The sequence below is a fragment of the Polaromonas sp. P3_A5 genome (assembly GCF_056403055.1).
The window spans coordinates 38,844-59,004 of sequence record NZ_JBFUGF010000001.1 but is presented as its reverse complement, the minus strand read 5'-3'; the positions used below and the strand labels follow the sequence as shown (position 1 = coordinate 59,004).

The following is a 20,161-nucleotide window of genomic DNA, read 5'->3' as shown; positions in this document are numbered from 1 at the left end:
CTGAGCCCTTAAACCTTCTTGGCCTTTTCGAACGCTTCGTCAATCGTGCCGACCATGTAGAACGCTTGCTCGGGCAGGTGATCGCACTCGCCGGCCACAATCATCTTGAAGCCGCGAATGGTTTCAGCCAGGCTGACGTACTTGCCGGGGGAGCCGGTAAACACTTCAGCCACGTGGAAAGGCTGCGACAGGAAACGCTGGATCTTGCGGGCGCGGGCTACGGCCAGCTTGTCTTCGGGAGCCAGTTCGTCCATGCCCAGAATTGCAATGATGTCGCGCAGTTCCTTGTAGCGCTGCAGCGTGCCCTGCACGGCGCGGGCCGTGGCGTAGTGGTCTTCGCCCACGACGTTCGGATCCAGCTGACGGCTGGTCGAGTCGAGCGGGTCAACCGCAGGGTAGATACCCAGCGAAGCGATGTCACGCGAAAGCACCACGGTGGAGTCCAGGTGGGCAAAGGTCGTGGCAGGCGACGGGTCGGTCAAGTCATCGGCAGGAACGTAAACGGCCTGGATGGAAGTGATGGAGCCAACCTTGGTGGAGGTAATACGCTCTTGCAGGCGGCCCATTTCTTCGGCCAGCGTAGGCTGGTAACCCACGGCGGAAGGCATACGGCCCAGCAGTGCGGACACTTCGGTACCGGCCAGCGTGTAGCGGTAGATGTTGTCCACGAAGAACAGCACGTCGCGGCCTTCGTCACGGAAGGATTCGGCGATTGTCAGGCCGGTCAACGCCACGCGCAGACGGTTTCCTGGGGGCTCGTTCATCTGGCCGTAGACCATGGCCACTTTGGATTCGCCGAGGTTCTCGAGGTTCACGACGCCGGAGTCGGCCATCTCGTGGTAGAAGTCATTGCCTTCGCGGGTACGTTCACCCACACCGGCAAACACGGACAGACCCGAGTGCGCCTTGGCGATGTTGTTGATGAGTTCCATCATGTTCACGGTCTTGCCGACGCCGGCGCCGCCGAACAGGCCCACCTTGCCGCCCTTGGCGAACGGGCAAACCAGGTCGATCACCTTGATGCCGGTTTCCAGCAGTTCCTGCGATGGCGACAGTTCGTCGTAGGCAGGCGCCTTGCGATGGATGGGGGCGGTCAGCGTCTGGTCGACCGGGCCGCGCTCGTCGATGGGCGCGCCCAGCACGTCCATGATGCGGCCCAGCGTGGCTTTGCCCACGGGAACCGTGATGTTGGCGCCGGTGTTGTACACCATGTTGCCGCGGCGCAGGCCGTCGGACGTGCCCAGCGCGATGGTACGCACGATGCCGTCGCCCAGCTGCTGCTGGACTTCCAGCGTCAGCGCGGAGCCTTCCATTTTCAACGCGTCATAGATCTTGGGCATCTGGTCGCGCGCGAATTCCACGTCAACCACCGCACCAATACACTGAACAATCTTGCCTTGAGCTTGAGCCATGATTGAATCCTCTTTCGTTTCTTTAAATCTTTAAATCGGGTGTGGCGGCCTAAACCACTATCAGACCGCTGCAGCACCGGCAACGATTTCCGAAAGTTCTTTCGTGATCGCCGCTTGACGCGTTTTGTTGTACACCAGCTTGAGTTCGCCGATCACGCTGCCGGCGTTGTCGGTGGCGGCCTTCATGGCCACCATGCGGGCAGACTGCTCGGACGCCATGTTCTCGGCAACTGCCTGGTACACCAGCGCTTCCACATAGCGGATCAGCAAATCGTCGATCACGGTCTGCGCATCGGGTTCGTAGATGTAGTCCCAGCCGTGCTGGTCTTTATCGGCCTGCAGGTGTGCTGCCGTCAAAGGCAGCAGCTGCTCGACCACCGGTTCCTGGCGCATGGTATTGATGAACTTGGTGTAGCACAGGTACACCGAGTTGATCTTGCCTTCGCTGTACGCGTCGAGCAGCACCTTGACGGGGCCGATCAGCTTTTCCAGGTGAGGCTTGTCGCCGAGCTGCGTCGCGTGCGACACCACCTTGGCGCCGACCCGGTTCAGAAAACCAAGGCCCTTGTTGCCGATGGCCACAGCCTTCGCATCATGGCCGGCGGCCTGCACTTCCTTGAGCTTTGAGGTCACGGCGCGCAGCACGTTGGTGTTCATGCCGCCGCACAAGCCCTTGTCAGTCGTCACCACGATGAACCCGGTGGCCTTGGCGTCGTTGGACTCCATGAACGCATGGGTGTATTCGGGGTTGGCCTGACTCAGGTTGGCCGTGATGTTGCGGATCTTGTCGCTGTAAGGACGGGCAGCGCGCATCCGCTCCTGCGCCTTGCGCATCTTGGAGGCGGCCACCATCTCCATGGCCTTGGTGATCTTCTTGGTGTTTTCCACCGATTTGATCTTGCCGCGTATTTCCTTGCCTGCTGCCATATGGATTCCTAAGGGGTTCCTGAGGGTTGCTTAATTACTTGCTTGACGATGCGTCAGGCGAGATCAGGCAAACGACTTCTTGAACTCGGCCACAGCCGCGTTCAGTTCAGCCTCAGCATCCTTGTCCATGGCCTTGTTGGCTTCGAGCTTGGCCATCAGGGCCGCGTTCTTGTCCTTCAGGAAGGCGTGCAGGCCGTGTTCGAAAGCCAGGACCTTCTTGACTTCGATGTCGTCCATGAAGCCCTTGTTCACTGCGAACAGCGTGGCGGCCATGTTGGAGATGGACAAAGGCGAGTACTGGGCTTGCTTGAGCAGTTCGGTCACGCGGGCACCGCGGTCCAGCTGTTTGCGGGTGGCTTCGTCCAGATCGGAAGCAAACTGCGCGAAGGCAGCCAGTTCACGGTACTGGGCCAGGTCGGTACGGATACCGCCGGACAGGTTCTTGATCAGCTTGGTCTGGGCAGCGCCGCCGACGCGGGACACCGAGATACCGGCGTTAATGGCGGGACGAATACCGGCATTGAACAGGCTGGTTTCCAGGAAGATCTGGCCGTCGGTGATCGAGATCACGTTGGTTGGCACGAAAGCGGACACGTCGCCGGCCTGCGTTTCGATGATCGGCAGCGCGGTCAGCGAACCAGTCTTGCCCTTGACGGCACCCTTGGTGAAGTCTTCAACGTACTTTTCGTTCACGCGTGCTGCGCGCTCGAGCAGGCGGCTGTGCAGATAGAACACGTCGCCGGGATAGGCTTCGCGTCCTGGTGGACGGCGCAGCAGCAACGAGACCTGGCGGTAAGCCACGGCCTGCTTGGACAAATCGTCATACACGATCAGCGCGTCTTCGCCGCGGTCGCGGAAGTATTCGCCCATGGTGCAGCCAGAGTAGGCGCTCACATATTGCATGGCGGCGGATTCGGAAGCCGAAGCTGCCACGACGATGGTGTATTCCATCGCGCCGGCTTGCTCGAGCGAGCGCACCACGTTCTTGATCGACGAGGCCTTCTGGCCGATGGCGACGTAGACGCAGGAAACGCCCTTGCCCTTCTGGTTGATGATGGCGTCGATGGCCACAGCGGTCTTGCCGGTCTGGCGGTCACCGATGATCAGTTCGCGCTGGCCGCGGCCGACGGGCACCATGGAGTCAATGGACTTCAGGCCGGTCTGCAGGGGCTGGTCAACGGATTTACGGGCGATCACGCCGGGCGCAACCTTTTCAATCACGTCGGTGAGTTTGGCATTGATCGGGCCTTTGCCGTCAATCGGCTGGCCCAGTGCGTTGACCACACGGCCAAGCAGCTCAGGACCCACAGGCACTTCCAGAATACGGCCCGTGCACTTCACGGTGTCGCCTTCGGCGATGTGCTCGTACTCGCCCAGAATCACGGAGCCGACAGAGTCGCGCTCCAGATTCAGCGCCAGGCCATAAGTAGGCGTGCCGTCGGCGGTTGCGGGGAACTCCAGCATTTCGCCTTGCATCACGTCGGACAGGCCGTGGATGCGGACGATACCGTCGGTCACGGACACCACGGTGCCCTGGTTGCGCACATCGGCACTGGCTGTCAGGCCTTCGATGCGGCTCTTGATCAGTTCAGAAATTTCTGCGGGATTGAGTTGCATGACTCTTTCCTTCTTTCTATGTTGTTGGCTAAAAACCGGGGCGCGCCTGAGCGCAAGCTCAGGAAATCAGCGCCACTTTCATTTGCTCTAAACGGGCTTTGACCGAGGTGTCCAACACCTCGTCACCCACCACGACACGTACGCCACCGATCAGCGCCGGCTCAAGCTCGACCGAAAGGTTGAGCTTGCGGCCAAACCGCTTTTCCAGCGTTGTTGCCAAATCGGCCAGCGCAGCGCCTTCCAGCGGGAATGCGCTGTAAACGGTGGCATCCGAAGAACCACTTTGCGCATTTTTCAGTGCGCGAAACTGTGCGGCGATTTCCGGCAGGACGCTGATGCGGCCGTTCTCGATCACGGTCCGCAGGAAGTTCTTGGCGGCTTCCGGCAGCTTCGTTTTGGCCACCCCGGAAACTACGTCAAACGTCTGGTTTACCGTCACGCTGGGGTTGCCCGCAAATTGCTGCAACTGCACGTTGGCGGCAATGGCTGCAAGCTCATCGAGCCAGACGGCAGTACCGCCCAGGTCGGAACCAGAGGCCTTGAACAACGCTTCAGCGTAGGGACGGGCAATGGTGGCTAGTTCGGCCATGTTTTACGCTCGCTTAAAGTTCGGTCTTCAGGCGACCCAGCAAGTCAGCATGCACACCGGCATTGACTTCCTTGCGCAGAATCTGCTCTGCACCCTTGACGGCCAGTGCGGCGACCTGCTCACGCAGGGTCTCGCGGGCCTTGACGGTTTGCTGCTCGGCCTCAACCTTGGCGGCGGCAATGATCTTGCTGCCTTCTTCGGTTGCGCGGGCCTTAGCCTCTTCAATCAGGGCCTGGGCGCGGCGCTCGGCTTCCGCCAGGCGCACTGCCGATTCGTTGCGCGATTTGGCCAGTTCTTCTTCCACGCGCTTGTTGGCAACGGAAAGTTCAGACTTGGCTTTATCGGCAGCGGCAAGGCCGTCGGCGATCTTCCGGGCGCGTTCGTCGAGCGCAGCTGCAATCGGTGGCCACACGAATTTCATCGTGAACAGCACCAGAATCGCAAACACGACGAGCTGCGCAAAGAATGTGGAGTTAATACTCACAGCGGCACCTCTGTAGGTTGTCTAGAAAGGCGTGCGATTTACTTCAACACAAACGGGTTGGCAAATGCGAACAGCATGGCAATACCCACGCCGATCAGGAAAGCGGCATCGATCAGACCGGCCAGCAGGAACATCTTGGTCTGCAGTTCGTTCATCAGCTCTGGCTGGCGTGCAGCGGCTTCGAGGTATTTGCTACCCATGATGCCGATGCCGATACATGCGCCGACAGCGCCCAGGCCAATGATCAGGCCAGCGGCCAAAGCGACAAAACCGAGTACGTGTTCCATTTAATGCTCCTATGGATTTAACTAACTAACAAAAATAAAAAAAAGAAAGCGGAAACCAGAAAACCAGGGGAAACTGATTCGTGAGAATCAGTGATGGTCGTGGGCCTGCCCCACATAGACCAGCGTCAACATCATGAAAATAAACGCCTGCAGCGCAACGATCAGGATGTGGAAGATTGCCCAGCCCGTGCCCGCGAGCACATGGCCGATGAAGAGGAATACACCGGTCGCAGAGCCGAAGCCCACTGCACCCATCAGCGCGATCAGCATGAACAGCAGTTCGCCCGCGTACATGTTGCCGAAAAGCCGGAGGCCGTGAGATACGGTCTTGGCGGCAAATTCGATCATCTGCATCAGGAAGTTGACGGGATACAAAAACCATTTGTCGCCGAACGGGGCCGAGAACAGCTCATGCACCCAGCCGCCAAAACCCTTGATCTTGACGTTGTAGTACAGGCAAACCAGCAGCACGCCGCAGGACATGCCCAGCGTGGCCGAGAGGTCGGCCGTGGGAACCACGCGGAAGTTGTGAATGCTGTGATCGAGGCCGGTCACAGCAAAAATTGTGTGGAACAGGTCGACAGGCAGGAAGTCCATGGAGTTCATCAGGAAAATCCAGATGAATACGGTGAGCGCCAGTGGGCCGACGGCCTTGCGCGATTCGGCGTTTTTAACGATGCCCTTGGCTTGGCTGTCCACCATTTCGAGCAGGATTTCAACAGCCGCCTGCAGGCGGCCGGGAACGCCGGCGTGCACGCTTTTGGCCACACGCCACATCACGAACATACCGATCACACCCAGGGTGATGGCCCAGAAAATCGTGTCGAAATTGACAACGGAAAAGTCGACGATGCCAGTCTGTTTGTGGTTTTGCAGATGGACCAGGTGGTGACCAATGTACTCACCAGCGGTCAAAGCGTTTCCGGAAGATTCAGCCATTTACGAACTCTTTTCAACTCTTGAAAATGGATTACGCCAACTTTTTCGGCCGGGACTGGAACCAAAGCACCAGCCAGACCACCTTCATTGTCACTACAAGGCCAACCAGCATTGCCGGCCAGCTCAAATCCGAAACCATTCGGGGAGCAGCGAACAACATCGCTACCGTCAGGCCAATCTTGACCATTTCCCACAAAAAAAATCCAGCCACCGCAGCGCCCGGATTCATTGAAGACATTTTGCTGGTCAGGCCGCGCGCAAACAACGCACCCGGGATGACCACCGCCAGCGCACCATAAAGGGCGGACCAGCCTGCACTTTGCCTTCCGGTCAATCCCCAGGCGGCCAGCGCCACCACAAGACCCACCACACTTTGCCCTGCCAATACCACCCAAGGGGAAACCGAGGGGTCCGCTTCACGAAGCTTTTGGGCCTCTTCACGCGTCAAGGGCTTGAAACCCTCATCGCCAGTCTCCATCTCTTCCGTGACACTACGCCCTGTCGCACCCGGATTTCCCGGGTTTGTCGCTGACTTTGCCGAATTTGCCATTTTGGTCGTCACAAATTACGGAAAAGTTACAGGGCCGTTATCAGCAAAGCCCTTGATTATACGTAGAAACCCCTGCGTATCCGACAAAACCCCCGGCCTGAATATGAATTAGGGGCGATTCGCATCATTTGGGTGCGGCTCGCAGCGGGTGGTTCACAATTGTCCGGCGACTGCGGCGCGCCGACCCTCCTACGTAGTTGCACGTGATGCTCCACGATGGCCCAAGCCCCGCATCCATCACCTTCCACCCACCGAAAGAAGCCATGCCCGCCCTGATGAAATTCCTGCACATTGCCGCCGCCATTGCCTGGCTGGGCGGGGTGGTATTCATGCTGTTCGCCTTGCGGCCTGCCGTCGCCGAACAGCTGGCGCCACCCCAACGCCTACCGCTCATCGCAAAGGTCATGCAGCGATTTTTCGCTCTGGTCTGGGGCACCATCGGCGTCCTGCTGGTGACAGGCCTGGCCATGCTGCTGGCCGCGGGCATGAAAACCGCCCCCCTGGGCTGGCACCTGATGTTCGGCGTCGGCCTCTTGATGTTCGCGCTGTTCGGGCATCTGTATTTCGGCCCTTTCCGGCGCCTGAAGCTCGCTGTCAGCGCATCCGACTGGCCTGAAGGCGGACGCCGTGTCGGGCAAATCGCCACCCTGGCCATGGTCAACCTGGTGCTGGGCGCGCTGGCGATCGCCGCCGTGATCTTTGTTGCCTGATGCCGGAGCAAACCGGCCATCTTGAAAACCGCCTGCCATGAGCGCCCCTAAAAGGAAGGCGCCGCAACACCGGCACTGGACGGACCGGCTGAAAGCATCCGTGCCGACACGTGAAGTCCTGGCGCAAAACCGGTGGCTCAAACCGGTGGCCCACCGCCTGCTGGATCCCCAGCTGTGGCGGCTGCAGCACGAGGCCGTGGCGCGCGGTGTGGCCATCGGCATATTCTGGGCCTTTGCCCTGCCATTTGCACAAACCGTGGCGGCCGCCGCCCACAGCGTCTGGTGGCGCGCCAATATTCCGGTGGCCGCCGGCATCACCTTCATTACCAACCCTTTCACCGTGGGCTTCTGGCTCTGGCTGGCCTATCAGGTGGGCGATCTGCTGCTGGACGCGCCGCCGCCCATCCGCATCTCGGAAGGCGCAGGCATCGTGGCGTGGGCAGCCTCCTTCGGCGGGCCTGCCATCCTGGGCATGGGCATCTTTGCCGTGCTGGGCTCGATTACCGGCTATCTGCTGGTCAAGCTGGGCTGGCGCGTTCGCATCTGGTTCAAACGCCGCCGCCGGCAAACGGCCAGACGTTAGACAATCCGGTACAGGCCGTCCACCAGCAGCCATTCCGACGCACTTTCATTTCCTTTTCAAACAGACCCATGACCACGCTTCCCGCCAGCCCCCTTCCCGACACCCCCTGCTACCTCAACGGCGAATTCACCCCGCTCAAAGACGCCAAGATCAGCGTGATGGACCGTGGCTTCATCTTCGGCGACGGTATTTATGAAGTGGTGCCGGCGTATGCAGGCAAGCCGTTTCGTTTTGAGCAGCACATGGCGCGGCTGGAACGCAGCCTCACCGAGCTGCGCATCACCAACCCGCTGACCCGTACCGGGTGGCTGGATATTGCTCTTAAATTGATAGCTGCTTGCGCACAATCCACGGGCGCCCCAGCCGAAAAAGGCAATCAACTGGTGTACATCCAGATCACCCGCGGCGTGGCCATGCGCGACCATCCCATGCTGCCGGGCCTGACACCCACCGTCTTTGTGATGTGCAACCCGATGAAGCTGCCCAGCGACCAGGCACGCGAAAAAGGTGTGGCCTGCGTCACCGCCGACGACTTCCGCTGGGAAAAGGCCCACATCAAAAGCACCAGCCTGCTGGGCGCGGTGTTTTCGCGCCAGATCAGCGTCGACGCCGGCGCGGTCGAAACCGTGATGTTCCGCGGCGACTACCTGAGCGAAGCCGCTTCCAGCAACGTCTGGATCGTCAAGGACGGCAAAGTCTCGGGGCCGCCCAGGGACAACCTGGTCCTTGAAGGCATCCGCTTTGGCCTGATCGAAGAGATGTGCCGCGCGGCGGGCATTCCTTTTGAGCTGCGCCGCATCACCCGCGCCGAAGTGCTGGCAGCGGACGAGCTGCTGCTTTCGTCGGCCACCAAGGAGGTTCTGCCCATCACCCTGCTGGACGGCCAGGCGGTCGGCCACGGAGTGGAAAAAGGCAAACCTGGCCCCATTTATGCAAAGCTGTACGCTCAATACCAGCGTGCCAAAGTGGCCTGAAAGGACCCATTGCCATGACGACTTCCCCCAGCATCCCCAAAATCATCGGAGTTCCCGGAACGGAGCCCTCGCGCCAGGAATCGCTGATCGAATATCCCTCGCAGTTCCCGATCAAGGTGATGGGTGAAAAGGTCGACGGCATGGTGGCGGCCATCACGTCCATCGCGCACCAGTTCGACCCGGCCTTCGACGCCTCCACCATCGAGCTGCGCGAAAGCAAGGGCGGCAAATACCTGGGCGTCACCATCACTGTCACCGCCACCAGCCGCGAGCAGCTCGACGAGCTTTACCGCACGCTGTCGACGCATCCGATGGTCAAGGTCGTGTTGTAGTCACGACCCAACGGGAAAGCCGCCGCACATGCAGGCCGAAACACGCACACTAGGTCGGGTTGATTACCTGTCCACCTACGAAGCCATGCAGGCCTTCACGGCGGCGCGCAGCGCCGGAATTTCAAGTGGGAATGGCCTGAAACCCAATCAGGATGAGCGCGACCAGCTATGGATTTGTGAGCACCCGCCGGTCTACACCCAGGGGCTGGCGGGTAAAAGCGACCATGTGCTGAACCCCGGCAGCATCCCGGTGGTGCAGACCAATCGTGGCGGCCAGGTGACTTACCACGGCCCCGGCCAGGTGGTGGCCTACCCGCTCATCGATTTGAAGCGCGCCGGCTACTACGTCAAGGAATACGTCTACCGCATCGAGGAATCCGTCATCAAGACCCTGGCGCATTTCGGCGTGACCGGGCACCGCGTAACGGGTTCGCCCGGCATTTATGTGCGGCTGGACGACCCGGCTTCCCACGCGGCCCTGACCGGCCCGGTGAACCCGATGGACCCTTTTCGCGGCCTTGGGAAGATCGCCGCCCTGGGCATCAAAGTCAGCCGGAATTGCACCTACCACGGGGTCGCGCTCAATGTGGCGATGGACCTGGAACCCTTCTCCCGGATCAACCCCTGCGGGTATGTGGGGCTCAAAACCACAGACCTTTCTACAATCGGGGTATCGGCAAGCTGGCAGGAAGCCGCGGATGTGCTGGGCCGCAAGCTCGTCACCTACCTGGCGCCTTGAAGCTCCCTGAAGTGCAAAACCACCTGCCGCCAACACGAAACACCAATTCATGAGCACACCTGACCCCCTCCAAGCCACGGCCAACCCCGTGGTCCGCGACGTCCAGACCGTGGAAGGCTACAACCCGCTGGCCAAGCAAAAGGCCGCGGCCAAGCTGTCGCGCATCCCCGTCAAGGTGGTGCAGGGCGAAATGCTCAAGAAGCCCGACTGGATCCGCGTCAAGGCCGGCAGCCCGACCACGCGCTTTTACGAGATCAAGCAGATCCTGCGCGAGAACAAGCTCAACACGGTGTGCGAAGAAGCCAGCTGCCCCAACATCGGCGAATGCTTCGGCAAGGGCACGGCCACTTTCATGATCATGGGCGACAAGTGCACGCGCCGCTGCCCGTTTTGCGACGTCGGCCACGGCCGACCGGATCCACTGGACGTGAGCGAGCCGCTGAATCTGGCGAAAACCATCGCGGCGCTCAAGCTCAAATACGTGGTGATCACCAGCGTGGACCGCGACGACCTGCGCGACGGCGGTAGCGGCCACTTTGTGGAATGCATCCAGAAGATCCGCGAGCTCTCGCCCGCCACCACCATTGAAATTTTGGTGCCCGACTTCCGCGGCCGCGACGACCGCGCGCTCGAGATCCTGAAGGCCGCACCGCCCGACGTGATGAACCACAACCTCGAAACCGCGCCGCGCCTTTATAAAGAAGCGCGCCCCGGCAGCGACTACAACTTCAGCCTGAACCTGCTCAAGAAGTTCAAGGCCTTGCACCCCGATGTGCCGACCAAGAGCGGCATCATGGTGGGCTTGGGCGAGACCGACGAAGAAATTTTGCAGGTGATGCGCGACATGCGCGCGCACAACATCGACATGCTGACCATCGGCCAGTATCTGGCGCCCTCCACCAGCCATCTGCCGGTGCGCCGCTATGTGCACCCCGACACCTTCAAGATGTTTGAAGAAGAAGCCTACAAAATGGGCTTTACCCACGCCGCCGTGGGCGCCATGGTGCGCAGCAGCTACCACGCCGACCAGCAGGCCCATGCCGCGGGTGTGGCCGACAAGGCCGACGCGGCCATCGCTGCTCTTTAATTCCCGCAACATGACCCTGCCGCAAGGCTCCCTGTCGCTGCGCCACTACGGCGCGTCGCACGGCAGCCATGCGCATGACCACTTCCAGGTACTGCTGGGTCTGAGCGGTGTGCTGGAACTGGAGGTGCGCGGCCGCGGGCGGCGCATCGCGGCCGGCCAGGGCTGCGTGATCACACCCGGCGACCGGCATGACTTCGAATCACGTGACGGCAGCCGCTGCCTGGTGCTGGACACCGCACAACCTGATTGGGCCCGCTGCGCAGCGGACCCCGCCAAAACCGGGCAAGCGTTGGCGCTGGCCCATTACCTGGCCGAAGCACTGCAGCAAGCCGGTGGCCTTGCCCAACACCATGGCCCGGCGCTGTTGCTGGAAGCCTGGCAACCCACAACACCCGCATCAACGCCCTTGCGCTATGCGCGGCCCATCCACTGGGAACAGCTGGCCACCTGGACACAGCAGCGCCTGCATGAGCCCCTGAGCGTCGCGCAACTGGCCGCGCAAGTATTTTTAAGCCCGACGCAGTTTGCCGCGCGCTGCCGGCGCGAGACCGGCCTCAGCGTGATGCAGTGGCTGCGCCGGCAACGCCTGGCACTGGCCGTGCAGCTGCGCGGCCGCGGCATGAGCGTGGCCGACACCGCGCTGCACTGCGGCTACCAGTCGCCCTCAGCCCTGACGGCCGCGATGCGGCGCGCCGGGCCGGGCAGCGCCTGACCTTTACGGATTTTCAATAGCGGCTCGGGTCGTTCGGCCGGCGGTCGTAGCGGTTGCGCACACCGTCGCCATCGCGGTCACCCCGGCCATAGCCAGGGCCATAACCTGGCGCGGGGGCGGGCACGACACGGTATTGCGGTCCGTTGTCATAGGCTACCGGGTAAGCCACGCAACCCGACAGGGCGGCCATGCCGGCCAGCGCCAGCAAGAGGATGGAAAGCTTTTTCATGGTGAGTCTCCTTGGGTTTCATGCGATTTCGGAGAAATCTGCCATGCCATTGCAACTGAAGTCCGTACGGGCAAGGTGTCTGCGGCGCCCCTCGCACGTGAAGCTCGTTACCGGATGTTGGTCTGCGCGTAGGACATAGCCCCTAGAACCGTCGTTGCACGACAACAAAGCGTTGCCCTGCAACGACGCGCCCGGTGCGGCCCCCTATGCTTGCCGCCATGCCAGCCAATCTGTACGCACTGGGCGCCATCGCCCTCTGGACCCTGCTTGCCTCGCTCGGGGTCTCGCTCAAACACGTTCCGCCCTTTCTGCTCACCGGCGTTGCGCTGCTGACCGGCAGCCTGCTGGCCCTGCCTTTTGTGCTGCGTGACCGCACGCAATGGAAGATTCCCACCGCCACGCTGGCGCTCGGCGTGTATGGCCTCTTCGGCTATCACTTCCTGCTTTTCATCGCGCTGCGGTATGCGCCGGCGGTAGAGGCCAACCTGGTGAACTATCTCTGGCCACTCTTCATGGTGGTGCTGGCGCCGCTGTTTCTGCCTGGGGTGCAGTTACGCACCGTGCATGTAGTCGCAGGCCTGCTGGGCTTTTCTGGCGCGGCCATCGCCATTCTGGGCACAGGGGCCGACGGATCTTCCTCCGGCGGCTGGTCATGGGGCTATCTCCCGGCGCTCGCCTCGGCCTTTATCTGGGCCAGCTACTCGCTGCTGACAAAACGGGTGCCGGCCTTTCCTACCGCAGCCATCGGCCTCTTCGGCCTGGTCTCAGGCGTGCTCTCGCTGCTGTGCCATTGGGCGCTGGAGCCTGCCGCCACGCTGTCGGTGCAAGACTGGCTATTGCTGGCGGTGCTGGGCGCAGGGCCGCTGGGCGCGGCGTTCTTTCTCTGGGACAAGGCCCTGAAGCTGGGCGACGCGCAGCAGATCGGCATCCTCAGCTACCTCACGCCGCTGGGCTCGACTGCGCTGCTGATGGGGGTGAGCGGCCGCGCGCTGAGCTGGAGCATCGCCCTGGCGGCGGTGATGATCATCGGCGCTGCGCTGCTGGGAACAAGAGCCAAATAGGCCCGCAGCCCTTTAAGAACGGGCGCGAGCAGCTCCTGATTCAATAGCAGGCCACAGCACACACACGGCCAGGCCCGGCTCCGCATTGCGCACCTGCAGTTCGGCGCCATGCGCCTCGGCCACCAGCCGGCACAAGTACATGCCCAGTCCCACACCGCCCGTTGCGCGCTGGCGTGCGCCGTCGGTGCGGTAAAAGGGCTCGGTCAAATGTGCCAGTTGCGCGGCGTCCACGCCCGGGCCGAAGTCGCGTACTTCCAGCATCACGCCGCCGCCCGCCGGCTGCAGCGACACCTGCGGCGGCCTCCCGGCGCCGCTGCTGTAACGCAGCGCGTTGTCCATCAGGTTGCGCACCAGCAGGCGCACGCGCATGCGGTCCAGCGCCAGCGGTGCCAGGCCTGTCGCCAGGTCCAGCACCATCTCTGATGCCCCCGGCACCTCGGTGGCTGTTTCGCGCACCAGCGCCGCCAGGTCCACCGGTTCGCGCTGCAGCGCGGCGTGCGGGCTGGCCAGGCGCTCGCTTTCGAGCAGGTCGCTGATCAGGTCGCGCATTTCGCCCAGGTCGCGCAGCAGCGCCTCGCGCTCGCGTTCGCCGGCTCCGGTGCCTTCGGGCGTGGTGGGCAACAGCTCGGCATTGAGCCGCGCACGTGTGAGCGGGGAACGGAGCTCATGGCTCAGCGCCAGCAGCAAGGCGCGTTTGGCGTTCAGCATGCCTTCAATATCGTGCGCCATGGTGTTGATGCGCCCGGCCAGGTCGCCGAGTTCGTCGCGGCGGCGCAGGGGAATTGGCGTTGCGAACTCGCCGCGGCCAAAGCGCTCGGCGCCTGCGCGGATGTCGTCCAGCGGGCGCAGCAGGCGCCGCACATAGGCATAGGCGCCCACGAGCAAGCCCAACAGCAGCGCAAGCGTGATCCAGCCAAACACCCCATGTGGCGCCGTCTGCCAGGGCGCGGTGCCGGGGCCAAAAATCACGCGATGGCCGTCGGCCGTGGTGCGGCTCAGCCAGTCTTTGGCGCGGGCGTCGAATACTTTGCGGTCTGGCCTGTCGGGGTGCGACTGCCAGTTGACCTGCGGCCCCTCGATGCGGATGGAAATCGGCAGCCGCGCGGCCAGCGCCTGGGCGCGGCCCACGTCGGGTGGCGAACCCAGGTCGGCCACCAGCCGGTCCATGTAGTCGCTGATCAGCGGCTTGGCTGCGTCGCGCCAACCGGTTGAAAACGCCCGCTGCATGCCGCTCATGAACACCGCGCCCATGGCCAGCGCCAGCAGCAGGAATACGGTAATCAGCCGCAGCCGCAGCGAATGCTTCCAGCGGTGGCGCCAGCGCTCGGGGCGTGAGCGCTCGCGGGCCCGGCAGTCCCGGCGCGTTTTCCAGCGCCTCATGGCACACCCACTTTGCCGGCGGCAAGGGCATAGCCCGCGTTGCGCAAGGTCTTGATGCAGTCCAGCGGCTCCAGTTTTTTACGCAGCCGGCTCACCACAATGTCGACGGCGCGCGTGTACAGCTCGGCCTCGTGGCCGCGCAGGCGATTGAGGATGTCGTCGCGATTGAACACCTTGCCGGGCTCGGCCGCCAGCAGGGCCAGCAATTCAAACTCGGTGCCGGTCAGCTCGACCTTTTCGCCCAGGCGCAGCACCTCGCGCGTTTCAACGTCGATCACCAGCCCCTGGAACACATGGCGCTGGGTGGCCGCAGCCGGTGCGCTGCGCTGGCGCCGCAAAATGGTCTGCAGGCGCGCCACCAGCTCGCGCGGCTCAAAAGGCTTGGGCAGGTAGTCGTCGGCGCCCAGCTCCAGCCCGACCACGCGGTCCATCACGTCGCCGCGGGCCGTCAGCATCACGATGGGGATGTCGCTTTCCTTGCGGATCTCGCGGCACAGCGCAAAGCCGTCCATCTCGGGCAGCATGACGTCCAGGATGGCTGCGTCATACGCGCCGGCGCGCAGCATGGCCAGGCCTTCGCCGGGGCGCAGCGCGCTTTCGAGCACAAAGTCAAAGCGGGCAAAGTAAGCGGCCAGCGGCGCAGCCAGGTGTTCGTCGTCGTCGATCAGCAGGATATGGGGCATAGGATTGGCTACATTCGCTTCAGAAAACTCGCATCGACCTGGAGTTGCTCCTGAAAAAACATCAAGGCATCGCGGTTCACATTGTCATGCACAGCAGCCCGATTGACGCCTTGTGGATCCGTACACAGAGCGGGTGCGACGCCGCGCATCTCCGACGTGCACGGCGCGAGAAACACGAAGTGGTCGGCAGCGGGGATCTCGGTGTATCGGGCCAATGAGGGGAGCAGTTCCTTCACTTTGATCGCATTCTCCTTGGCCGGGAGCACGGAATCGGCGCCGGCCGCGTACAAATGCACCGGCCTCGAGACCTGCGACAGGCTTTCGCGGTCAAAGAAGACTCCCGGCGGGCTCATGACGAACGCGGCGCGGATGCGGTCGTCGGTCTTCGCGATCAGCGGGGGCGACGACAGGGAAACCTTTGCGCCACCGGCACATAGAACACTTGTCGGCAAGGCTTTGCAATAGGCACTGAGCAGCTCGAACTTCGGTTTGGCGCCCATCAGCAAGAGGGCCGAATAGCCGCCTGCCGAAAAACCCGCAACGCCCACCCGCCGGGAATCGATCAGGCCCGCAGAGGCCGGAGCCTGCAACAGGAAATCCAGCAGTGCGGACAGTTGCAGCGCCCTTCCAATCAGCACCCGATCGGTGCCGACCCCGCTGCTGTCGCGAAAATTGTCGCCCGGATGCTCGATTGCGGCCACCACGTAGCCATGACGCGCGAGGAATGTCGCTGTATCGTGGTGACTGAACCGGCCGGCACCATTGCCATGCGAGAGCAGCACCATAGGATGGCGCGCACCTATCGGCGCCGCATCCTTCACGGCAGACACAACGACAGCCCCCATCCTGGTTGTTTCAGACGTGGGCGCTGCCGGATAGAACACCGCCGCCTGCATCGGTTGCTGCGTGACAGGATCGGGAAGCTGAATCAGACGAAAGCCGGCTCCGCCGGAAGGTTCAGTGGCGTCCACCAAGCCGGCGATCGACGCCAAAGCAACGAGCATGCTGCAAGTTAGCGATTTCAACATCGGGCTCCTTTGAAGCGGAGAAAGGCGCTATTCACCACGGATCTTTGGGCCCGATGCGCCCCAGATGGGTGTGCCCGAACCCCGCACCGTACTTGAGCCCGTAACCCAGCAGGCGGTCAAAGCCGATATGCGCGCACCAGACCAACCCAGCCGCCACCAGCATGGGTGCAGCGCCCAAAACGCCAGCCGCCAGCAGGCCGACGGCGCCCAGGTAGGAATGCATGGCGTTATAGGCAGCAGCCCCCACACGCGGCCCGGCCAGGTAGGCCAGAAAAGAGAGGTCGGGCACCAGAAATAGCGCCGCAAACCAGCCCCACCCCGCGCCGAACTGGGCGTAGGCCGCCGCAGCGGCGGCCACCACCACCAGCCCTTCGGCACGCAGCAGCAGGCGTACGCCGCCGTTGGCGCTGCCCGGGGCAGCCACCTTGGCGATGCGGCGCACAGCGGTTGCCGCCGTTCGGCCTGCCGGGAAGAAAAGTGCCTCAGCCACGGTAACCCCAGCGGCGGCCGCGCTCCATGAAGTCGCGCACTTTTTGCTGTTGCTCAGGTTTGAGGTTGTCAAAGAAGTCCGCCGCTGCGGCGATCACTTCCGGGCTGCCGGACTGAATCGCGGCGGTTTTTTCCTCGATCAGCTTTTTGGCGCCGGCCTGGTCCAGCTTGTTGCCGGCAAAGAGGCCGCGAACGGCTTCCCGTGGCTCACTGCTGCCGCGCAGGGCCGCGCGCTGTGCCTGCAGCTTGTCGGCCAGCACGGCGAGTTTTTGCTTTTGCGCAGCGTCCAGGTCCAGGCGCGAGCCGATTTTTTCGACCATGCGGGCGCGCGCCTCAGGGGAGCCGGCGTCGCCGTGCCAGCCGTGGCCGCCGTGCGAGCACGCACCCAGGCTGCCGACGATGAGCGCCCCGCCGAAAAGGCCGAGCAGGATTTTTTTAACGCGATGTTTCATGAGGAGCCTCAAAGAAGAAGTGAAGGTTCCTCATGGTGCCCGCGGGGGGCCCTGGGCGGTTTGCAGCGCGGTTGCGGCGTGTTTCGCTTTGTTTCAGCCGCCCTGAATGGGCAGATGGGCAAGATTTAGCAACGTTTTCGGGCTCCAGCCCAATCAGGATGTGCGCGAGCAGCTATGTTTTTAATAGCAATGGCAGCCTGACAGCCGTCAGCCTTGCAGCATCGTCGCCGGCTCTTCGCAGGCCAGCACCTGTTCAGCCCAGGGCTGCAGCTTGGCGGCATCGGCGCGCAGGATTTGCTGCTTCACCGCCAGGATCTGCGACGGGTGCATGGAAAAGCTGCGCAGGCCCATGCCCAGCAACAACCGCGTCATGGTGACGTCACCGGCCATCTCGCCGCAAACGCTGACACCCTTGCCCTGCGCGTTGCATTCGTTGATGGTGTCGGCGATCAGCCGCAACACGGCCGGATGGCAGGGGTTGTACAGGTGAGACACCGCCTCGTCGGCGCGGTCGATGGCCAGCGTGTACTGGATCAGGTCGTTGGTACCGATGGACAGGAAATCGAAGTACTTCAGGAAGAGCTTGAGCGTCAGCGCCGCGGCCGGGATTTCGATCATCGCGCCCAGCCGCACCGGCCCGTACGGAACGCCCTTGTTGTCGAGCAACGCGCGCGCACGGTCGATCAGTGCCATGGTCTGGCGGATTTCACTGCCATGCGCCAGCATGGGCACCAGCAGGTTGACCTTGCCATGGGCGGCCGCACGCAAAATGGCGCGCAGCTGCGTCAAAAACATCGGCGGGTCGGCCAGGCTCCAGCGAATCGCGCGCAGGCCCAGCGCCGGGTTGAGGTGGGTGTCCTGCGCCTTGTGGCGATCCAGTTGCTTGTCGGAGCCGATGTCCACGGTGCGGATGGTGACGGGCAGGCCGTGCATGCCTTCAATCGCCTTGCGGTAGGCCTGGTATTGCTCTTCCTCGTCGGGCAGTTTGCCGCTGCGGCCCATGAAAAGGAATTCACTGCGAAACAGCCCGACGCCGACGGCGCCGGCAGCCACCGCACCCACCGTGTCTTCGGGCATTTCAATATTGGCCAGCAGATCGACTTTCTGCCCGTCGATGGTCAGCGCCGCCGTGTGCTTGAGCCGGTTCAGGCGCTGGCGTTCCAGCTCGCCCTGGCGCTGCTTGAAGCCGTATTCGGCCAGGATGATGGGCGACGGGTCGACGATCAACACCCCGGCCTCGCCGTCGATGATGACCCAGTCGTCCTGCTTGATCAGCTGGCTGGCGCTGCGCGCCCCGACCACCGCCGGGATGTCCATGCTGCGCGCCACGATGGCGGTGTGCGAGGTCTTGCCGCCCACATCGGTGGCAAAGCCGGCAAAGAGGCTCTGCTTGAACTGCAGCATGTCGGCCGGGGAAATGTCATGCGCGATCAGCACCAGCGGCACGTCGGTGGTGTCGTCCAGCAACAGGTCCTGCTGCGACTGCTTGCGGCTGGCGCCGGCCTGGGCCGCGGGCTGCACCGGCGAGGCCACGCCCTTCATGTGGCGCAGGATGCGCTCGACCACCTGCTCCAGGTCGGCCTTGCGCTCGCGCAGGTACTCGTCCTCCATGTCGTCGAACTGGCGCGCAATGATTTCGTACTGCGTGGTCAACGCCCACTCGGCGTTGTAATGGCGGTCGACGATCCAGTGCTTCACGCCGCTGATCAGCTGCTCGTCCTGCAGCAGCATCAGGTGCACATCGAGCAGCGCGGCCAGCTCGTGCGGCGCGTCCTTGGGCAGGTCCTGCTGCAGGCGCGTGATTTCCTCCATCACCGCATTGCGCGACACCCTGACCCGCGTGATCTCGTCTGCCGTCTTGGCGTCGTCCACGAAATAGTGCGCCACGTCGGCGCGGCTGGAGGCCACCAGCACGGCACGGCCGATCGCGATCCCGCGAGAGACGGCGAGGCCGTGGACGGAAAAAGTCATGCAGCGCTCCCATGGTGTTGCGCAGTGCTTGCATCCAGGACGCATTCGAAGCCCGAGAGTTTCACACCCGGCTTCGCGACCAGCCACGCATCAAGCGCGCGCCGGGCCTGCCCGGCTTCCAGCGCCGCGATGCCTAGCCGCCATGAGCCGTCATCGCGGGCCGGCTCATCATGATTGTGACCACCCTCTGCAAATGGCCGGCCTTCAGAGCAGGCCTTGCACAGGGTGTGAAGCGTCTCCGTCCAGTTTTCCATGACGACACTGTCCGATTTAAAGCGCGCGTACAAGTCATCCAGATCAGCGCTTGTTGCATCTTCAACAACAACTTCGAATGTCGAATAGACAGAGGCCTTGAGCACCTGCAGTTCGTCAAAGACAGCCTTCTCCAGGTCGCCGATTTTTCGGTAACCGTTGGGCGCGCCGTCATGCAGCAGCAAATCGCCGTAACGCCGTCCCGAGGCCGCCAGGGGTACGCTTTCAATCACGGCCCGGGCCGGATCGATACGCCGGGTCCAGATCACTTCGGGCTCACCGTCGACGGCCACCCTAACAGGTGTCGCGCCTATGGGGTAATCGACCGGCCCATCGCCCTCGCCGATGTCGATGCCGTATTGCTTCCAGGCGCTGCGTGCACGGGCCCACTCGCCCAGGGCGGTAGCGGCAATGCCGGCATTCCAGATGGCCCCCTGGCTGGACGGGTCCAGGCGGATGGCCTCCAGGTTCGCTTCCAGGGATTCACGCCATTCGCACCGGTACTTGTGCAGCAGGCCGATGTTGTACCAGGGCGTGGCCCAGTCGGGCCTGAAGCTCAGGGCCTCGCGGTAGCAGGCCAGGGCACGGTCATCCTCGCCTTCGTCGTGAAGCTGGATTCCCCGTTCATTGGCGCGAAACGCCTGGCCCGCCTTTGAAATCCGCTTGGGCATCGG

General features: G+C 62.8%; 24 protein-coding genes. 8 read left to right on the top strand and 16 right to left on the bottom strand.

Going from position 1 to position 20,161, the window contains the following annotated elements:
- Positions 1 to 8: 8 nt before the first annotated feature.
- The 8 genes from atpD to AC1DU8_RS00325 all read right to left on the bottom strand — a co-directional run bounded on the left by atpD (position 9) and on the right by AC1DU8_RS00325 (position 6,733).
- A complete protein-coding gene (atpD, locus tag AC1DU8_RS00360) occupies positions 9 to 1,412 on the bottom strand; it encodes a F0F1 ATP synthase subunit beta (protein ID WP_293400292.1) in 1,404 nt (467 codons plus the stop codon).
- Between the two features lie 60 nt (positions 1,413 to 1,472).
- The gene (atpG, locus tag AC1DU8_RS00355; protein WP_457281582.1) at positions 1,473 to 2,339 is read right to left on the bottom strand and encodes a F0F1 ATP synthase subunit gamma; all 867 of its coding nucleotides are present in this window, start codon (positions 2,337 to 2,339) and stop codon (positions 1,473 to 1,475) included.
- A 63-nt stretch (positions 2,340 to 2,402) separates the two neighbouring features.
- Positions 2,403 to 3,956, bottom strand: a complete 1,554-nt coding sequence (gene atpA, locus AC1DU8_RS00350) for a F0F1 ATP synthase subunit alpha (protein ID WP_457281583.1) — start codon at positions 3,954 to 3,956, stop codon at positions 2,403 to 2,405.
- Positions 3,957 to 4,014: 58 nt separating this feature from the next.
- Positions 4,015 to 4,545, bottom strand: a complete 531-nt coding sequence (locus AC1DU8_RS00345; RefSeq protein WP_477667628.1) for a F0F1 ATP synthase subunit delta — start codon at positions 4,543 to 4,545, stop codon at positions 4,015 to 4,017.
- A 13-nt stretch (positions 4,546 to 4,558) separates the two neighbouring features.
- On the bottom strand, positions 4,559 to 5,029 hold the full coding sequence (locus AC1DU8_RS00340; protein ID WP_457281585.1) for a F0F1 ATP synthase subunit B: 471 nt from the start codon (positions 5,027 to 5,029) through the stop codon (positions 4,559 to 4,561).
- Between the two features lie 38 nt (positions 5,030 to 5,067).
- The gene (atpE, locus tag AC1DU8_RS00335) at positions 5,068 to 5,316 is read right to left on the bottom strand and encodes a F0F1 ATP synthase subunit C (protein ID WP_293400282.1); all 249 of its coding nucleotides are present in this window, start codon (positions 5,314 to 5,316) and stop codon (positions 5,068 to 5,070) included.
- 87 nt (positions 5,317 to 5,403) lie between these two features.
- Positions 5,404 to 6,255: a F0F1 ATP synthase subunit A gene (gene atpB, locus AC1DU8_RS00330; protein ID WP_457281586.1), complete on the bottom strand. Its 852-nt coding sequence runs from the start codon at positions 6,253 to 6,255 to the stop codon at positions 5,404 to 5,406.
- A gap of 31 nt (positions 6,256 to 6,286) precedes the next feature.
- Positions 6,287 to 6,733 carry an ATP synthase subunit I gene (locus tag AC1DU8_RS00325; protein ID WP_457306431.1) on the bottom strand — a complete coding sequence of 149 codons (447 nt, stop codon included), beginning with the start codon at positions 6,731 to 6,733 and terminating at the stop codon, positions 6,287 to 6,289.
- Between the two features lie 335 nt (positions 6,734 to 7,068).
- On the opposite strand from AC1DU8_RS00325, the gene AC1DU8_RS00320 reads away from it, so the two are divergent.
- The 7 genes from AC1DU8_RS00320 to AC1DU8_RS00290 all read left to right on the top strand — a co-directional run bounded on the left by AC1DU8_RS00320 (position 7,069) and on the right by AC1DU8_RS00290 (position 11,942).
- Positions 7,069 to 7,515 (top strand): DUF4149 domain-containing protein, encoded by a 447-nt coding sequence (locus tag AC1DU8_RS00320; protein WP_477689481.1) that lies wholly within the window; start codon positions 7,069 to 7,071, stop codon positions 7,513 to 7,515.
- A 37-nt stretch (positions 7,516 to 7,552) separates the two neighbouring features.
- Positions 7,553 to 8,098, top strand: a complete 546-nt coding sequence (locus tag AC1DU8_RS00315) for a DUF2062 domain-containing protein (RefSeq protein ID WP_457281588.1) — start codon at positions 7,553 to 7,555, stop codon at positions 8,096 to 8,098.
- A 68-nt stretch (positions 8,099 to 8,166) separates the two neighbouring features.
- Complete coding sequence (locus AC1DU8_RS00310) at positions 8,167 to 9,072, top strand: D-amino acid aminotransferase (protein ID WP_477667627.1); 906 nt, start codon at positions 8,167 to 8,169, stop codon at positions 9,070 to 9,072.
- Positions 9,073 to 9,086: 14 nt separating this feature from the next.
- The gene (locus tag AC1DU8_RS00305; protein WP_457281590.1) at positions 9,087 to 9,404 is read left to right on the top strand and encodes an HP0495 family protein; all 318 of its coding nucleotides are present in this window, start codon (positions 9,087 to 9,089) and stop codon (positions 9,402 to 9,404) included.
- Between the two features lie 28 nt (positions 9,405 to 9,432).
- On the top strand, positions 9,433 to 10,143 hold the full coding sequence (gene lipB / locus AC1DU8_RS00300; RefSeq protein ID WP_477726336.1) for a lipoyl(octanoyl) transferase LipB: 711 nt from the start codon (positions 9,433 to 9,435) through the stop codon (positions 10,141 to 10,143).
- Positions 10,144 to 10,192: 49 nt separating this feature from the next.
- Positions 10,193 to 11,230: a lipoyl synthase gene (lipA, locus tag AC1DU8_RS00295; RefSeq protein WP_457281592.1), complete on the top strand. Its 1,038-nt coding sequence runs from the start codon at positions 10,193 to 10,195 to the stop codon at positions 11,228 to 11,230.
- 10 nt (positions 11,231 to 11,240) lie between these two features.
- Positions 11,241 to 11,942, top strand: coding sequence for a helix-turn-helix domain-containing protein (locus AC1DU8_RS00290; RefSeq protein WP_477726335.1), 702 nt, complete (start codon positions 11,241 to 11,243; stop codon positions 11,940 to 11,942).
- A gap of 13 nt (positions 11,943 to 11,955) precedes the next feature.
- Here the strand turns inward: AC1DU8_RS00290 and AC1DU8_RS00285 are convergent, their stop codons facing one another.
- Positions 11,956 to 12,171 carry a hypothetical protein gene (locus AC1DU8_RS00285; protein ID WP_457281594.1) on the bottom strand — a complete coding sequence of 72 codons (216 nt, stop codon included), beginning with the start codon at positions 12,169 to 12,171 and terminating at the stop codon, positions 11,956 to 11,958.
- 218 nt (positions 12,172 to 12,389) lie between these two features.
- Here AC1DU8_RS00285 and AC1DU8_RS00280 point away from each other — a divergent pair, with 218 nt between their 5' ends.
- Positions 12,390 to 13,232, top strand: coding sequence for a DMT family transporter (locus AC1DU8_RS00280; protein WP_477701513.1), 843 nt, complete (start codon positions 12,390 to 12,392; stop codon positions 13,230 to 13,232).
- Positions 13,233 to 13,244: 12 nt separating this feature from the next.
- On the opposite strand, the gene AC1DU8_RS00275 is transcribed toward AC1DU8_RS00280, so the two are convergent.
- The 7 genes from AC1DU8_RS00275 to AC1DU8_RS00245 all read right to left on the bottom strand — a co-directional run bounded on the left by AC1DU8_RS00275 (position 13,245) and on the right by AC1DU8_RS00245 (position 20,158).
- Positions 13,245 to 14,612 (bottom strand): sensor histidine kinase, encoded by a 1,368-nt coding sequence (locus AC1DU8_RS00275; protein WP_477706930.1) that lies wholly within the window; start codon positions 14,610 to 14,612, stop codon positions 13,245 to 13,247.
- On the bottom strand, positions 14,609 to 15,295 hold the full coding sequence (locus AC1DU8_RS00270) for a response regulator transcription factor (RefSeq protein WP_457281597.1): 687 nt from the start codon (positions 15,293 to 15,295) through the stop codon (positions 14,609 to 14,611). Before AC1DU8_RS00270 ends, AC1DU8_RS00275 begins: the two co-directional genes overlap by 4 nt.
- Positions 15,296 to 15,303: 8 nt before the next feature.
- Entirely contained in the window at positions 15,304 to 16,323 is a 1,020-nt protein-coding gene (locus AC1DU8_RS00265; protein WP_477726334.1) for an alpha/beta hydrolase family protein, read from the bottom strand.
- A gap of 31 nt (positions 16,324 to 16,354) precedes the next feature.
- A complete protein-coding gene (locus tag AC1DU8_RS00260) occupies positions 16,355 to 16,813 on the bottom strand; it encodes a DUF4260 domain-containing protein (protein WP_457281599.1) in 459 nt (152 codons plus the stop codon).
- Positions 16,806 to 17,264, bottom strand: a complete 459-nt coding sequence (locus AC1DU8_RS00255) for a Spy/CpxP family protein refolding chaperone (protein WP_457281600.1) — start codon at positions 17,262 to 17,264, stop codon at positions 16,806 to 16,808. The genes AC1DU8_RS00260 and AC1DU8_RS00255 overlap by 8 nt, the downstream gene beginning before the upstream one ends.
- 207 nt (positions 17,265 to 17,471) lie before the next feature.
- Positions 17,472 to 19,235 carry a phosphoenolpyruvate--protein phosphotransferase gene (ptsP, locus tag AC1DU8_RS00250; protein WP_457281601.1) on the bottom strand — a complete coding sequence of 588 codons (1,764 nt, stop codon included), beginning with the start codon at positions 19,233 to 19,235 and terminating at the stop codon, positions 17,472 to 17,474.
- Positions 19,232 to 20,158, bottom strand: a complete 927-nt coding sequence (locus AC1DU8_RS00245) for a tetratricopeptide repeat protein (RefSeq protein WP_477726333.1) — start codon at positions 20,156 to 20,158, stop codon at positions 19,232 to 19,234. Before AC1DU8_RS00245 ends, ptsP begins: the two co-directional genes overlap by 4 nt.
- Positions 20,159 to 20,161: the final 3 nt, after the last annotated feature.

What these genes read in the sequence shown, in the direction of transcription:
- atpD (WP_293400292.1), bottom strand. Translation starts at nt 1,412, where the DNA reads ATGGCTCAAGCTCAAGGCAAGATTGTTCAGTGTATTGGTGCGGTGGTT.
- atpG (WP_457281582.1), bottom strand. Translation starts at nt 2,339, where the DNA reads ATGGCAGCAGGCAAGGAAATACGCGGCAAGATCAAATCGGTGGAAAAC.
- atpA (WP_457281583.1), bottom strand. Translation starts at nt 3,956, where the DNA reads ATGCAACTCAATCCCGCAGAAATTTCTGAACTGATCAAGAGCCGCATC.
- AC1DU8_RS00345 (WP_477667628.1), bottom strand. Translation starts at nt 4,545, where the DNA reads ATGGCCGAACTAGCCACCATTGCCCGTCCCTACGCTGAAGCGTTGTTC.
- atpE (WP_293400282.1), bottom strand. Translation starts at nt 5,316, where the DNA reads ATGGAACACGTACTCGGTTTTGTCGCTTTGGCCGCTGGCCTGATCATT.
- atpB (WP_457281586.1), bottom strand. Translation starts at nt 6,255, where the DNA reads ATGGCTGAATCTTCCGGAAACGCTTTGACCGCTGGTGAGTACATTGGT.
- AC1DU8_RS00325 (WP_457306431.1), bottom strand. Translation starts at nt 6,733, where the DNA reads ATGGAGACTGGCGATGAGGGTTTCAAGCCCTTGACGCGTGAAGAGGCC.
- AC1DU8_RS00320 (WP_477689481.1), top strand. Translation starts at nt 7,069, where the DNA reads ATGCCCGCCCTGATGAAATTCCTGCACATTGCCGCCGCCATTGCCTGG.
- AC1DU8_RS00315 (WP_457281588.1), top strand. Translation starts at nt 7,553, where the DNA reads ATGAGCGCCCCTAAAAGGAAGGCGCCGCAACACCGGCACTGGACGGAC.
- AC1DU8_RS00310 (WP_477667627.1), top strand. Translation starts at nt 8,167, where the DNA reads ATGACCACGCTTCCCGCCAGCCCCCTTCCCGACACCCCCTGCTACCTC.
- AC1DU8_RS00305 (WP_457281590.1), top strand. Translation starts at nt 9,087, where the DNA reads ATGACGACTTCCCCCAGCATCCCCAAAATCATCGGAGTTCCCGGAACG.
- lipB (WP_477726336.1), top strand. Translation starts at nt 9,433, where the DNA reads ATGCAGGCCGAAACACGCACACTAGGTCGGGTTGATTACCTGTCCACC.
- lipA (WP_457281592.1), top strand. Translation starts at nt 10,193, where the DNA reads ATGAGCACACCTGACCCCCTCCAAGCCACGGCCAACCCCGTGGTCCGC.
- AC1DU8_RS00290 (WP_477726335.1), top strand. Translation starts at nt 11,241, where the DNA reads ATGACCCTGCCGCAAGGCTCCCTGTCGCTGCGCCACTACGGCGCGTCG.
- AC1DU8_RS00285 (WP_457281594.1), bottom strand. Translation starts at nt 12,171, where the DNA reads ATGAAAAAGCTTTCCATCCTCTTGCTGGCGCTGGCCGGCATGGCCGCC.
- AC1DU8_RS00280 (WP_477701513.1), top strand. Translation starts at nt 12,390, where the DNA reads ATGCCAGCCAATCTGTACGCACTGGGCGCCATCGCCCTCTGGACCCTG.
- AC1DU8_RS00275 (WP_477706930.1), bottom strand. Translation starts at nt 14,612, where the DNA reads ATGAGGCGCTGGAAAACGCGCCGGGACTGCCGGGCCCGCGAGCGCTCA.
- AC1DU8_RS00270 (WP_457281597.1), bottom strand. Translation starts at nt 15,295, where the DNA reads ATGCCCCATATCCTGCTGATCGACGACGACGAACACCTGGCTGCGCCG.
- AC1DU8_RS00265 (WP_477726334.1), bottom strand. Translation starts at nt 16,323, where the DNA reads ATGTTGAAATCGCTAACTTGCAGCATGCTCGTTGCTTTGGCGTCGATC.
- AC1DU8_RS00255 (WP_457281600.1), bottom strand. Translation starts at nt 17,264, where the DNA reads ATGAAACATCGCGTTAAAAAAATCCTGCTCGGCCTTTTCGGCGGGGCG.
- ptsP (WP_457281601.1), bottom strand. Translation starts at nt 19,235, where the DNA reads ATGACTTTTTCCGTCCACGGCCTCGCCGTCTCTCGCGGGATCGCGATC.
- AC1DU8_RS00245 (WP_477726333.1), bottom strand. Translation starts at nt 20,158, where the DNA reads ATGCCCAAGCGGATTTCAAAGGCGGGCCAGGCGTTTCGCGCCAATGAA.